This window comes from Halobacillus sp. AWH4_228 (genome assembly GCF_056158365.1).
Map to the genome: position 1 here is coordinate 3,041,214 of NZ_JBSWTE010000001.1, position 14,752 is coordinate 3,055,965.

The following is a 14,752-nucleotide window of genomic DNA, read 5'->3' on the forward strand; positions in this document are numbered from 1 at the left end:
ACGTCCTTTCTAAGATCTTTCTTCTATGGATAAATGTGCTATAATCCTCATATTCCTCTAAATTGCATTGTAACAGAAAAGGGAGATCACCATGTATGAAACTCACACAATAAAAGAGAAAATCAAACTATTTCTAATCATTTTGTTTCCTATTTTAATTACCCAGCTCGGCATGTACGCCATGAACTTCTTTGACACCGTCATGTCCGGCAGAGCAGGACCAGATCAGCTCGCTGGTGTTGCGATCGGCTCAAGCATCTGGGTACCCGTATTCACAGGTCTGAACGGGATATTGATGGCGATTTCCCCGATTGTCGCTCAATTAAAAGGCGCCGGGAGGGAAAAAGAGATACCTTTTTCCGTCAAACAAGGGGTCTATCTAGCTGTCCTGCTGGCCGTAGTCGTAGCGGGGACCGGGTGGTTCCTGCTGGATCCCATCTTGTCCCTCATGAATATCGAACCTGAAGTTGCCCGCGTGGCCCGTTATTATTTAGTCGCCCTTGGAACAGGTATCGTGCCATTATTCGTCTTTAATATCCTTCGTTCCTTTGTCGATGCTCTCGGACTGACGAGACTTTCCATGATGGTCATTCTACTGACCCTCCCACTCAATCTCTTATTCAACTATATGTTGATATTTGGGAAATGGGGCGCTCCTGCTCTTGGAGGTGTAGGGGCGGGGGCCGCTTCGTCTCTGACGTACTGGGTGTCTTTACTTATCCTCGTCCTGATCATCCACCGGGTAAGACCATTGAGGCGCTATGAGATTTTCAAGGCATGGAAACGGCCATCGCTGCGTGAATGGAAAGATCAGTTGAAAATCGGTGTTCCCATCGGGTTCGCGATTTTCTTTGAAACGAGCATTTTTGCTGCGGTGACCTTCTTCATGACGGTATATGACACCAATACGATCGCTGCGCACCAGGCAGCGATCAACTTCGCTTCGTTTCTGTACATGGTACCGCTCAGCATTGCCTTCACTTTGACGATCGTCGTCGGATTTGAATCAGGGGCGGGACGTTACAAGGAAGCCCGCACCTATTCCTACCTTGGCATCGGACTCGCTGTATGTATGAGCGTCATTGCCGGCCTCATCCTATACGTATTCGATGACAGTGTAGCAAGGTTATACAGCTCTGATGAAGCTGTCGTGGAATTAACAAAAACCTTTATTATTTATGCGGTATTTTTCCAGCTGTCTGATGGATTCGGCGCCCCGCTTCAAGGCATCCTCCGTGGATATAAGGATGTGAATATTACATTGGTGATGGCCTTCGTTTCCTACTGGGGAATCGGGCTTCCGAGTGGATGGCTGCTGGCCAATTATACAGCTTTCGGCCCCTACGGCTACTGGCTGAGTCTGACCATCGGTTTAACAGCCGGAGCAGCAGCCCTGTTTATCCGGATGGTCCTGCTGCAGAGAAAACAGCTTCGTAAATAAATAGAGCCTCCTGTAAACGAACAGGAGGCTCAAGATATTGAAGGAATACTATACTCGTGCGAACCGTCACATCCAGCTTTTCGGTGGATGCTTCCCGTGACTTCCCTGAATGATGGGCAGCGAAGAAGTTTTTTCTTTTTCACCAAGAATGATGTGAAAAATGGATTCTAATACAGCCATTCTAACTTAACGAAAAACGATTCCTTCAAATGATCCTTGTTTGACAAAAGTCGTGTAGAATCGCTTTTAATATTCAGGCGTCTTAGTATGATTTTAAGTTCATAACCACGAGACGTTCTTCTGTCATATCCTCCATCGCATACTTCGGACCTTCCTTGCCGGATCCGCTGTCCTTCACACCGCCATAAGGCATCAGATCCACGCGGTATTGAGAAGAATCATTAATCATGAATCCTCCAACCTCCACGTTTCTGGCCGCATAGAAAGCCGTGTCTACATTCTGGGTGAAGATTCCTCCCTGCAGACCATAGCTTGACGTGTTGACGTCTTCGATACAGGCTTTTATGTCAGAGAACGTTTGAATGGTGACTACTGGGGCGAAGATTTCTTCACAAACCACCTTCATATCGCCGGTCACGTTGGTAAGGATGGTCGGTTTCAGAAGAGCACCTTCGCGTTCCCCTCCATAAACCACTTCCGCTCCTGCTTCCTTCGCTTCCTGGATCCACTGACCGGCACGCTCGGCTTCATCCTCACTGATCATCGGACCTACGTCCGTTTCCGGATCATTCGGATCGCCGACCTTCAGAGATTCAATCGCCTGGATGAACTTGTCCTGAAAAGCGTCTTTCACATCATCGTGAACATAAATCCGCTGCACCGAGATGCACACCTGTCCGGCGAAGGCAAAGCTTTTGGCGGCAATATTTTCCGCTGCTGCCTCTACGTCCGCTTCTTTATCAACGATTACAGGCGAATTGTTACCAAGTTCGAGCACCAGTTTGTTCAATCCTGTGTTCTGCTTCAGCTTCAAGCCTACTTCTGCGCTTCCTGTAAACGTATAGAGGTTGATGCGGGAGTCCTGCATCATCTGATTACCGACCGTTGATCCCGAACCTACAACGACGTTGAGCAGCCCTTTCGGAAGTCCCGCCTGTTCAAACAAACCAGCCAGTTTCAGAGCGGAAATCGGCGTTTTACTCGCCGGTTTTAATACCACTGCATTCCCTGCGGCAATAGCAGGGGCAATTTTGTGAGCGACGAGGTTGATCGGAAAATTGAATGGACTGATGGCACCAACGACGCCGACTGGAACTTTAATCGTAAAGGCCATGCGGTTTTCCGATCCAGGTGCTGCTTCAACCGGGACCCCTTCCCCATGTATGCGTTTCGCTTCTTCAGCGGAAAGTTCAAACGTCTGGGTCGCACGATCGATTTCTGAGCGCGCCTGCTTCAACGGCTTTCCAGCTTCGTGGGTAATCGTCGCGGCTAAGTCTTCCTTATTTTCCTGCAGAAGTTCACTGACCCGCTTCAGCACTTGATAACGTTCGTAAGGGGAAAGCTGGTTATTCCGGTACGCAACGGATGCAGCCTCAACAGCTTGATCGACCTCTTTTTCAGAAGCTTTAGCCACATGTGCATAGGTTTCCTGTGTATATTTATTAAGGACTTCCTGTGTTTCACCGGTTTTGATCCATTCCCCATTTATGAACAGTTGATAGGTTTCCACGGTCATCTCTCCCTTATCTTAAATGTCTATACCTGTGTATTTCCTCAATAAAATATCCGTAAACGTCTCCTTGAAGAAACTGGAGGTTCTATGATGGGGCAGACATGACAGGTTCCGTTAATCAATCGGGTCTTTCGCCTTTCCATAACGGAGGACATCGTAAACGGCCATGCCATCACTCGGTTTACCATTATCATTGCGGTAAGGGAATAAAGAGAAAAATATGAAGTAGATGGAGAAATAAGCATACTGGTAAAAAAACAACGTGGAAGGCAGGACATCAATGGTGATGAAGTAATTGATGAGCAGAATAACCATCAAATTGAAACCACTGCCGGCCAGGTAGATGACGACATGCGCCCACGTTTTGTTGTAGGTCAGAGAGTCATACTGGCACCAGCCTTCCATGAAGTATTTCTTTTTCACTTCCAGAGGTCCAATGTGAAAGAGCGTCTCTCCTGTGCCGAGACAGAATTTTATCTTTCCCCCAAATAATCGTGCTGTCCATACGTGCCCGGCTTCATGAATAAGGGTAACCAGCGGCAGAATCAGAAAAAAGTTTACGAAAAACATCGGAAGATCACTGAGCGTAAACATGGATGCGTCCTTCCTTTCTATAGGGTTGAGTCATGTCCAATTAAAAAGACACAGCTCAACATAACACACAAACAAAAAATATCCTAATATAATTCAAATGCACTTTGTACGTTCTTTTACCTTAATAACAATATTCCCCTATAACACCCGATCCCATGATCGATTGATTCGTGAAACGACCGCCGGCGGTTTTAATGATAAAAAAAAGCCTGAATGGAAGCATCCATTCAGACTTTTTATACGATTACAAGAAAAGACCGGCAATTGTTGCAGAAAGCATAGATCCAAGCGTCGCCCCGATCAAAAGCTTCAAACCGAAGCCTGATACGCGGCCGCCTTTTTCCGGATCGATTCCCTGGACGGTACCAGCAATGATTCCGATGGAGGAGAAATTGGCGAAACTTGTAAGGAAGACCGTCACGATACCAGCGGTTTTCGCAGATACACCATCAAGCATAGATTGGAATTCAAGCATGGCTACGAATTCGTTGGTCACGATTTTCGTTCCCATAATCGCTCCGGCATCCAGAACCTCTGCTGCAGGAATACCCATCAACAGGCCGATTGGGGCAATGATATATCCAAGCAGCTGCTGCAATGTAAATCCGCTGAACAACGCCCCGAACATTGCGTTAACCAATTCAAGGGAGGCAATGAAGGCAATCAGCATAGCGGCAACGATCAAGGCGATTTTACCGCCGTCAAGGGCACCGTTACCCATAGCTTCGAAGAAACTCTTTGCATTGGAAACATCCTGGATGTCTACTTTATCTTCTTCCTTGGACACTCGGACAGGTGCAATCAAGGAAGCGACAATCAAAGCACTAAACATGTTTAACGGCAGTGCAACAAGGATATATTCATCTGGGAGCATATTCAGATAAGCTCCTACGATTGAAGCCGACACAGAACCCATCGCAGACGCACTGACAATATAAAGACGGTTGTCATTCAGATTGTGGAACTGTGATTTAATCGCAATCAACGCTTCAGACTGACCGAAGAAAATACTGTTGACCGCGTTGAATGATTCGACCTTCGGAAGACCGGTAATTTTGGAAAGTCCCCAGCCGAGATACTTAATAATAAACGGAAGTATCTTCAAATACGTAAGAACAGACAAAATAGTAGCGAAGAAAATAATAAGAAGCAGTACGTTAAAGAAGAACACGCCGCCTTCTCCAACCTCTACACCACCAAGCACAAAGTTCACACCTTCTGTACCAAAGGCGATAAGCTTGTTAAAGCCCCAGGAAATACCGGTGATGATCGCCTCACCGATTTTGGTATTGAACATGAACCACGTAATCAGCAGCTGAACAGCGAGCATGATTCCAATGCCCTTAAAATTGATGTTTTTGCGGTCATTGGACATTAGAAAAGCGATTCCAATAATGACGGCAACTGCAAGAATTCCTAATAGAATATCCATGAAAAGTCCTCCCCCTCTATTTTTGACAAAAAAGCTGAAATGAAAATGCTTACATCTAGTAATTCCACTATGGATTTTATCAGGTTGTCAGACGTCATGCAAGGTTTATTTGTATGAAATATAATACATTTCTGCTATTATTGTCGTTCTGTTGTGTAATATGTCGCATATTCTTAAAATTTATCCCTTCTATCAAAAAAAGTAAATAAACCATTTTTTAGGATTTTTGTATTTTTCTTAACAAAAATAGAAAATAAGGGGCTCCTATAACAGCTGTAAATATCCCGGCTGGGACCTCTGTAGGAGGAAACAATCCCCTCCCCAGACTGTCTGCCGTCACAAGAAGAAGGGCTCCCGTTAAGGCGGAGGCCGGAAGCAGATACACATGCCTGTTCCCAACCATCTGCCTGGCAATATGAGGAGCAATCAACCCGACAAAACCAAGGGTTCCGACTACAGCCACAGACGCCCCTGCCAGAACAACAGCCAGAGCAAGAAGAGACAGTCTCGCTTTTTGGACCGGTTCCCCCAACCCTTCAGCTACATCATCGCCTAAGTTCAGGACATCCAGCTTCCTGGACAACAGCCATGCAGCAGGCGCGCCGATCAGAATAAACGGAACGAGCATCTGGACGTCCGTCCAATCCTTCCCCCACACGCTGCCCGTAAGCCAGACGAGCGCTGCGTTCGTTTCCAACGGGAATTTGATGGTAAGAAATTGAATGCCTGCCTGACACACCGCCCCGAGAGCAATCCCGATTAAAGCAAGGGTTGCCGGCTGAACGCCGCGGCGGAAGGCAAATATATAAAGGCCTATCATGACGATGCCTGCTCCAGAAAAGGCCGCGGCCGGAAGCGCCAGTACCGGCAGGCCCGGGTACAACAGAATTACAGCGGCAGCGGCCAGTCCTGCGCCTTTCGTAATTCCGATTACATCAGGCGAGGCAAGCGGATTTCTGATGACACCTTGAAGAATGGCCCCGGATAACCCGAGCCCTGTTCCGGCTAACAAGCCGACCACAATACGTGGGATACGGAAGTTTTCAATAATATAAGCCTGCCCTGCCGCATCTTCTCCAATGATATATTCAAAGATACCAGCCGGGCCGATAAATACGGCTCCTGCCCCTATGGATAGATACGTCACCCCTATCAATAGGAATAACAGCATCCCGAGCCATCTTTTTGGTGTTCGAATCAACGGCTTCATCCGTTACGACCTCCTCTGCCGGCGAGATATAAAAAGAACGGAGCACCTATGAGTGCGGTAACGATCCCCACCGGTGCCTCCCCTGGATAGGAAATAAATCGGGAGAGCACGTCTGCAGACGTCAGCAGTACGGCTCCATAAAGCGCAGATACAGGCAGCAGGATTCGGTAATCAGGACCAAGAAGTTTCCGGATAATATTCGGAATGATCAATCCAATAAATCCGATTGGACCAGCTACAGCTACGGATATACCTGCAAGGACAACGACCAGGAGAGCCGCTCCTCCCCGGATCCACCCGATTTTCTGCCCAAGCCCTTGAGCCACATCATCACCAAGACCGAGTGTCGTCAGCGGTTTGCCAAGTAGACCTGCCCCCGCTAAGCCGGCAGCGGCCCAGGGAAGAAGCAGGTTTACATCTGTCCACGTCCGTCCGTCAATCCCTCCGGCAAGCCAGAATAATACATCTTCTGTCGATGTTTCATGAAACAAAACAATGCCCTCAATCATGGATGAAAGCAGAAGGTGGATGGTAATGCCGGATAAAGCGAGCTTTACAGGAGTCATTCCTCCTCCTGTGGAAGCCATATAATACACAGCAGCGCCGCCGGCTGCCGCCCCTGAAAATGCGCCGTAAACAAGCGTCCCAGCTCCTAATCCCGGAAAAAGGACGACGCCAATCACGACCATCAGGGACGCCCCGGCGTTTACTCCGAAGACCTGCGGAGACGCCAGCGGATTATTAGTAATCGCCTGCATGATGGCTCCTGCAGCAGCGAGACACATCCCGATCACAATGCCCGTCACGGCACGCGGCAGACGGATGGTGTCTATGATGGAAGAGGCTTTACTGCCATCAGGGGAAAACAGGAGGCTCAATACCTCTGAAAATGAGATCGCATAAGCTCCAATACTTAAACTGGCCGTAAAACTGGCCAGCAGCAAAAAGATTCCCACTACGATGACCGTTCCTGTTTTAAAACGGTGTAAGGTTTGATTCACACAACATCCTCCTCTCTCCTGCATCCTTACATAAAAAAAGCGGAGGCATCCCTCCGCTTTTTACTTACTGACCCTCATAAAGATACTGAACGGCATCTTCTAAAATTTTCTCTGAAGAAATCAATCCACGGAAACGTGACCACATGTTGCGATCCACTTCATGGACTTCTCCATTTTTCACAGCGGATATATCCTGGTACAAGTCGCTGCCTTCCCATTCCGTAACAACCGTTTGATCTCCTGAGGACATATGGAACATGACGTCAGGGTCAAACTCTACAAGCTGTTCCAGGTTGATTTTGTTGTAGCGGTCATCGCCGCTTTGGATTGCATTCTTCAAACCGATCGACTCAAGGAGTGAACCGGTGTAGGACTCCATATTGTGAGCAAAGTAGCCGCTGTCCGCAACTACCGCCGGCAGAACAGTCCGGTCTTCGTCCTCAGGCACCTGGCTGCGCAGTTCCTCCATCTTTTCTTTATGGTCTGCCAGCACTTCTTCTCCTTTATCTTCCATACCCATAGCGGTCGATACTGTTTGGAAGCTGTCGATGATGCCATCGTAATCGGCGGCCAGTGAAGGAAGAATGATCGTTGGAGCAATCTCAGACAATTGATCATAAATATCTTTATGACGCTGCATGTCCGCAATGATCAAGTCCGGCTGAAGTGAACTGATCACTTCAAGAGAAGGCTGCTTCCGCGTACCGACAGACGTATAGTCATCGATTTTCCCGCGGATCGGTTCTATGATCCGCGCCTCATCATTATCGTCGGCAATTCCGACAGGTGATACACCGAGAGACGCCAGATTATCAACAAAAGAAAACTCCAGCGCAACGACCTTTTCAGGTTGACCGCTGATTTCCGTCTCTCCCATTTCATGTTCAATCACCCGTGTTTCCTGCCCACTGGAGTCTTCCCCATTTGAGCTTTCCTGCTGCTCTCCTTCATCCTCACTGCCACACGCGGCAAGCAGAAGTACAAGGAAGAGGAGCGCTATGTAACTCCAATATTTTTTCATAATAATCCTCCCACAAATGATAATCGTTATCATAAACTTATTCTATCATAATAAGAATACACCACCATGTAAAGGACAGGCATTGGAGAAGGCACACGGGCACCTCCTCCAATGCCTGTCCTATTTAGTAATGAACACCTGCGTCCAGGAATAGCCGTAACTTCCACCCTCTGCATAACCCACGCCGTTCTGGGTCAATAGGGGTCCGGAATGTTCTTCCTATGACCGGCGCTTTCCATCGATGATTTCCGGATTGTTGAATTGAGGGCTGCCATTGATAATTTCCGAAAGACCGATTTTGTACTTCCGCGAGATTTTCCAAAGGGTATCTCCACGTTTAACCGTTTACGTATCCGTCTGGGCATAAATGATTTCAGTACTCATTGAGAACAGCAGTACGATCAGCAGAACAGCTGTACCGATCCATTTTTTCATACGATCATTCCCTCCTGTTTTATCGTTGTAGTCTGGAGTAAGAAAGGGAATTTATGTATAAAAAGGAAAGCAAAAAAACACCTGCCGTTGGTCAAGCGGCAGGTGCACATGTATTATACCATAGGGGAGGTATAAACCAATTTATTAATGAAACGAGTGAGCCACTTCAACCAGGTGCTGACGTGTCACACTCTGTTCATTCGTTTCATCACGAACGGCAGCCATGCGGTACACAAGCAGATAAGCGATGCCGTTCTTTGTCCATGAAAGCTTCTGGGCAAACCGGTTGTTCACATACGCGGCTTTCCCCTTGCCTGGAATCTCCAGCATCACCGGATCCATCATTGGAAACGAAGGATTGCCGGGGAAAACTTGGAGCGTTAACACATCATTCTGCGCGGAAAGAAAAGTGATTTCATTTTCTTCCGTTATCATGCTGGCAGACTGGAAAGGAATAAAGCGTGGAAGCTCAGGCTGAAATTTCAAAGACTGAGCGAATCCGGAAGCCTCTTCTCTGTCATACGCATAATATCCACTTGGCAGGTCCGTCGGCATGCAGGAGCTGAGAACGATTCCGGCGCACATGAGTAAAACGAATGTTCCTTTTGTGACTGGCAAACGGACTTCCTCCAAAAATAGTTCTACTCTACAGACGACACTCACCTCAAAAAGGTTTCATGAAAAAGAAAAATCTCTAAAAATTCTTCTGATTCTAATTCATTATGCCATGCTCAATGATTTTGATGTCAAAGTGAGGGACGATTTCGATCTTAGGAAATTCCTCACTCCACTCCACCTTCTTCCAATAATCAGGATGATAGGCTTTCACTCGTCGTCCAATGCCGAATACGTCGCTGTTGGCCTCTTGAAGCGTAGTGAGAATCTTCTCGGACTCTTTTGTGAGCACGTCGGTGAGCTCCTTCTCCAGCATTTTGATTTTCCCTTTCACGTAAAGGTGATCGGAAGGATATTCCACTACTTTCAACTGCAGATTCAAATAAATATCAGCCTTGACTGCGTCGTCGACGGTCAGTTTCATGTCCCTTTTCATCTTATTCACTTCAACGGTCACATAACTGGTAATCTCATCATTTTCCCCGGAAACCTTCTCGGTTAAGCGGGCAATTTTCCCCCTTTTCCCCTGAAGCAGCATATAGAGCGTAGACTGCTCCGCTGAAATTTTTTCTCCTGTGTACGTTCTTTCATGGAACAACCCCATACCACTGAAGTTGATCGCTCCATTTTGCTCATCCAGCTGAATGAGCGGTACTGAAAAATCAATGCCTGGTTCAATCAGCTCCGCACATAACAACTGTAGATTTTCCCCCGTCGTATGCGTAGAAGAGGCCGCTGTTTCCAGCATCCCCCCGAGATATTCACTGATTCTCGTTTCTCCAGTCGCCCTCAGCCGGGTAATCTCTTCTGCTGTCCCTTTCTCTACAACAGCCATATAAGCATTCAAGTTACTTTTCGGATCCCTGTACATATCATCCAGGACTGGAAATATTCCTTCCTTGGCCAGCTCCTCTCCAAAAACGATCACCCTTACCTTGGAAGGATCGAAGTTATCGGAGATCATCATATCAATTTTATCTCTGGCTTCCCTCGGTGTATGGGCTTCTGTAGAAAGAACATTGATGAATTCCTGCCCCGGACCTTCCGAACTGCGTGTAACAGTAGGGATGGAAACCGTCTGCTTGATGGCTTGCTCCTCCCCCACATCAAATCCCATGGACAGAACAAGGCTGATGTTTTTGAACTGACGCTCATCCCAGCAGCCTGTCAAAATAATTAATGAAGCAAGAATCAATACAGCCTTTCTCATATCACCTTTCCTCCATGAAACGTTGTTTTCTTAAGTAGGACAGTGGCAGCATGATCAAGGGGACCGACAGAGAAAAAATATAGCCAAGATAGAGAACGATTTGATCGAGCTGATTGGTCTTGTCCATGTCATATCCGACATAGAGAGTCAAAGCAAGCACGATTACACTGACAAGGATGGATGCTGTCGTTTTCGTACAGATTGGACAGAGGTGACTCACTCCAAGACTGGCCATATACAAGTACGTGCCGAAAGTCGTAGCCACGTTCACCACCCATATCGAAATGAAAAACAAGTCCAGTCTCGCTATAATCGGAAGTTCAAATGCCTTCAGCATATACAAAATAGGCTCTGGTACCAGAGTGATTTCCTTTGTGCTGAAGTACGTAAAGCTGACAAATACGATAATGAAATAGAAAAAAAACACAAAACAGTGGGCATACAGCATGACTCTCAGTTTCTGTTTATGAGTACCCATAACCTTGGAATAGATGAACAGCGACACGATGTATCCTAAAAAAGAAAAAAGCGCTTCGTTTACACCCTTCAAAACTCTCCCCCAGCCATTCTCAAGCATCGGGAAAAGGTATACGATATTCATCTCTTTCGCCGAGTAGATAATCACTCCGAATAGAATAAGAATGAGAACAGAAACCATCGTGTAAACCCTCCCCATGACAAGGAGTCCGCCGGAAATCAAATAGCAGCAGACCACAATCATAAGAAAAGCTATGATCCACAGCGGCGTACTGGGAAGCACCCAAAGACTGATCATCCTTCCATACAGGATGATAATCAAGGTCCCTACGCTGACAAAATAGAGGACATAACCGAGAGTTAACGCCCTTCCTCCCCATTTGAAGAAGATTTTTTCGCTAATCTGAAACAAAGAGTCATCCGGGAAATTTTTTACTGTCCCCCAGATGGCCAGCAGAACCAAAGGAAGGATCGACGCTCCAATGAGCAGAGAGATCCACCCATCCTGCCTGGCGGCACTGTGCAGTTCAAATGGCACACTTAGCACACCTACACCAATCTGGGTTTGGATAATGATAAAGAAAAACTGGCGTCTGGAAATTTTATGATCATCAATCGGATTGTTTTTGTGAAGAGGCTTCTGCCCCATCCGGCTTCTGGTTTGGTTTTGATCCTTGCTGGTCACTGAGCTTCCACTTCCTCACTGGATTCAATGCGTCAGGCTTAACCGCATGTGAGTCTTTCGGCCTTGTTTTCATCATGAACATCGGAAGACGGACAAACGTATCCTTAAGATCCACAAAACTGAGCGGTGCTACGGGAGCCAGGTACGGGACACCGAAAGACTGCAGCTTTGTCAAATGGATGATAATAATGAGCATTCCAAACACAATCCCGACAAAGCCCATCGTCCCGGCAAGGATAATTAACGGAAATGTAAGGAGACGGAGCGCCGTACTCAATTCATTCGAGGGCACCACAAAGGAAGAAATTGCCGTCAACGCAACAACAATAACCATCAAGTTGGAAACGAGCCCTGCCCGGACCACCGCATCGCCAATCACGAGACCTCCTACAATACCAATCGTCTGCCCAACCGGGGCCGGCAGCCGCACACCAGCCTCCCGGATCAATTCGATGATCACGACCATGACCAGCGCTTCGATAATTGGGGGATAGGCAATTTCATTGATGGAAGCCTTGATAGGAATGATCAATTCATCCGGAATGACCTCAAAGTGGAAGCCGACAATGGCGATATAAAACGCTGGAAGACCGACGGCTACTATAAAACTGAAAAGACGGACAAGGCGGATAAATGTTCCGGTAAACCAACGCATGTTGTAATCATCAGAAGCCTGATAAAACGTAAAAAACGTTGATGGCGCAATAAGCGTGGTCGGGGTGCCCTCTGCCATGATCGCCACACGGCCTTCCATTAAGTTGGCGACCACCCTGTCCGGTCTTTCGGTATGCAGCATCTGTGGAAATGGCGTATTCGTTTGATCCTCGATGTATTCTTCGATCAGCCCGGGACTGTGCACCATATCCGTATCAATAGAGCTGATCCTTCTTTCCACCTCCTGAACCAAGGTAGGATCTGCGATGCCGTCCATATAAAGGATGGCGACATTTGTATTGGTATAGGAGCCAATCTTGATGTATTTCACGGTTAAGTTCCGATTTTCGATCCTTTTTCGAATCAGGTTGATGTTCACCATGATATTTTCGATGAATCCGTCGTGCGCCCCACGAATGACCCGCTCGTTCTGCGGCTCTTCCGGTGTCCGATTAAAGGAGGACGTCACATCAAAAAGATGAACCTTATTAGAGCCATCCTCCATATAAGCCGCCTGACCGCCCAGCAGGTTCGTAATCACTTCCTCAAGATCCTCTGCAATACGGGCATTCCTCAACTTGGAAATTTCATCGATATGACCTTTTTCAACAGGAGCAAAGATCTTTTCAAACACCTTTTCCTGTTCTGCCAGTGATTCGAAATACAGTAAAGCGGCATTCCCTTCATTTAGAACACGGATTTTCAAATCATTGGACTTATGGAAATTACTTAAGAGATATTCCACATTCTCGGATAATTTTTTAGAACTTGGCTGCTTTTGACTATTATGGTCGTGCGCCAAATCCCTGTCCTGGAGTTTTTTATGATCTCCAAAGAACAGCCGTTTCAAGAAACCCATGGGCATCACCTGTCCTTAATCTTCCAAACGGAAAGGAAAATATACCCGAAAGAACATAAAAAAACCTGCGTGCCTTTTTAAGGGCACGCAGGTTCAGGATCAATGGCCGGGGAAGAAGGCCATCTGCAGTATGAAGATGATCGCAAACATGTAAAGCATCCAGTGGACTTGCTTTCCTTTACCGACGACCAGTTTCAAAATCGGATACGTAATGAATCCGAAAGCAATCCCTGTTGCAATACTTGAGGTAAGCGGCATGGTGAGGATGATGATGAAAGCCGGGAAAGCATCATCAAAGGACCCCCAGTTGACTTTTGCCAGCCCCTCCATCATAAAGCAGCCGACGATGATCAACACAGGAGCGGTAATCGCAGGAAGGCCGGAAACCGCCCCTACGACAGGTGCAAAGAACATCGAGAGAAGGAACAGGCCGGCGACAACCATGGTCGTCAATCCTGTTCGTCCTCCTGCCGCTACACCAGAAGAAGATTCAATGTATGCGGATGAAGGACTCGTTCCGAACACAGCGCCGACCGTCGTAGCAGAAGCATCTGCCATTAAAGCCGCGCGGGCTCTCGGAAGACTTCCGTCCTTGCGGATGAATCCGGCCTGCTCGGCCACACCGATCATCGTCCCTGTCGTATCAAAAATAGTCACGAGTAAAAATGCAAAAATCACAGTATAAAGGCCGTTGCTGAACACCGCTCCAATATCCATATCCCAGAAAACCGGAGCTGGTGGTGTATCAACAAAACCATTCAGTTCAAGCTGACCGGTGAAAAATCCAACAAGGCCGGTAATGAACATGCCGATAAATAATCCGCCGGTGACGTTCCTTGCAATCAGGCCGAGCGTAACCATAAGACCAAAGACGGTCAGCAGTACCCCTGGAGATGTCATGTCTCCAAGAGTGACAAGCGTTGTATCACTCTCAACAATAATGCCGGACATGCGAAGTCCAAGAAACGCAATGAACAGACCGATTCCGGATGTTATGCCATATTTCAAGGATGGCGGAATGGCCATAATCAACGTTTTACGAAGACTTGTTAAACTTAAGATAACGAAAAGAATACCAGCAACAAAAACGGATCCGAAGATGACCGAATAGCTGACATCCTGCTGGACCACTTCTGTAACAAAATAGGCGTTCAACCCCATCCCGGGGGCGATGGCAATCGGGTAGTTGGCTGCAAAGGACATAATCAGCGTCCCTGTGACAGCAGCGATGATCGTCGCCATAAACACCTGGCCGAACGGAACACCTGCTCCGGATAGAATCGCAGGGTTTACAACGACAATGTAGACCATCGTCAGAAAGGTCGTAATGCCGGCAAGTATTTCAGTTTTTATAGTGGTTTGGTTTTCATCCAAACGAAATAATTTATTCATCAATGTCAACACCAATCTTTCACTTAAGAATAG

Annotated in this window: 12 protein-coding genes; 1 reads left to right on the plus strand and 11 read right to left on the minus strand. The window is 47.1% G+C overall.

Going from position 1 to position 14,752, the window contains the following annotated elements; all coding sequences use genetic code 11:
- Window positions 1–91: 91 nt before the first annotated feature.
- The gene (locus ACXADP_RS15805) at window positions 92–1,441 is read left to right on the plus strand and encodes an MATE family efflux transporter (protein ID WP_474967730.1); all 1,350 of its coding nucleotides are present in this window, start codon (window positions 92–94) and stop codon (window positions 1,439–1,441) included.
- Between the two features lie 262 nt (window positions 1,442–1,703).
- On the opposite strand, the gene ACXADP_RS15810 is transcribed toward ACXADP_RS15805, so the two are convergent.
- The 11 genes from ACXADP_RS15810 to ACXADP_RS15860 form a co-directional block, all read right to left on the minus strand.
- Entirely contained in the window at window positions 1,704–3,137 is a 1,434-nt protein-coding gene (locus ACXADP_RS15810; protein WP_474967729.1) for an aldehyde dehydrogenase family protein, read from the minus strand.
- 111 nt (window positions 3,138–3,248) lie between these two features.
- Entirely contained in the window at window positions 3,249–3,728 is a 480-nt protein-coding gene (locus ACXADP_RS15815; RefSeq protein ID WP_474967728.1) for a site-2 protease family protein, read from the minus strand.
- Between the two features lie 244 nt (window positions 3,729–3,972).
- Window positions 3,973–5,160 (minus strand): NupC/NupG family nucleoside CNT transporter, encoded by a 1,188-nt coding sequence (locus ACXADP_RS15820; RefSeq protein ID WP_474967727.1) that lies wholly within the window; start codon window positions 5,158–5,160, stop codon window positions 3,973–3,975.
- Between the two features lie 217 nt (window positions 5,161–5,377).
- Window positions 5,378–6,370: a FecCD family ABC transporter permease gene (locus ACXADP_RS15825; protein WP_474971901.1), complete on the minus strand. Its 993-nt coding sequence runs from the start codon at window positions 6,368–6,370 to the stop codon at window positions 5,378–5,380.
- Complete coding sequence (locus ACXADP_RS15830; RefSeq protein ID WP_474971902.1) at window positions 6,367–7,371, minus strand: FecCD family ABC transporter permease; 1,005 nt, start codon at window positions 7,369–7,371, stop codon at window positions 6,367–6,369. Before ACXADP_RS15830 ends, ACXADP_RS15825 begins: the two co-directional genes overlap by 4 nt.
- A gap of 64 nt (window positions 7,372–7,435) precedes the next feature.
- A complete protein-coding gene (locus tag ACXADP_RS15835; RefSeq protein ID WP_474971903.1) occupies window positions 7,436–8,392 on the minus strand; it encodes an ABC transporter substrate-binding protein in 957 nt (318 codons plus the stop codon).
- A 579-nt stretch (window positions 8,393–8,971) separates the two neighbouring features.
- Window positions 8,972–9,445, minus strand: coding sequence for a hypothetical protein (locus tag ACXADP_RS15840; protein WP_474967723.1), 474 nt, complete (start codon window positions 9,443–9,445; stop codon window positions 8,972–8,974).
- A 94-nt stretch (window positions 9,446–9,539) separates the two neighbouring features.
- The gene (locus ACXADP_RS15845; protein ID WP_474971904.1) at window positions 9,540–10,652 is read right to left on the minus strand and encodes a Ger(x)C family spore germination protein; all 1,113 of its coding nucleotides are present in this window, start codon (window positions 10,650–10,652) and stop codon (window positions 9,540–9,542) included.
- Window position 10,653: 1 nt separating this feature from the next.
- Window positions 10,654–11,814, minus strand: coding sequence for a GerAB/ArcD/ProY family transporter (locus ACXADP_RS15850; RefSeq protein ID WP_474967721.1), 1,161 nt, complete (start codon window positions 11,812–11,814; stop codon window positions 10,654–10,656).
- Entirely contained in the window at window positions 11,741–13,327 is a 1,587-nt protein-coding gene (locus ACXADP_RS15855; protein ID WP_474967720.1) for a spore germination protein, read from the minus strand. Before ACXADP_RS15855 ends, ACXADP_RS15850 begins: the two co-directional genes overlap by 74 nt.
- Before the next feature lie 99 nt (window positions 13,328–13,426).
- A complete protein-coding gene (locus tag ACXADP_RS15860) occupies window positions 13,427–14,719 on the minus strand; it encodes an NCS2 family permease (protein ID WP_474967719.1) in 1,293 nt (430 codons plus the stop codon).
- Window positions 14,720–14,752 lie beyond the last annotated feature (33 nt).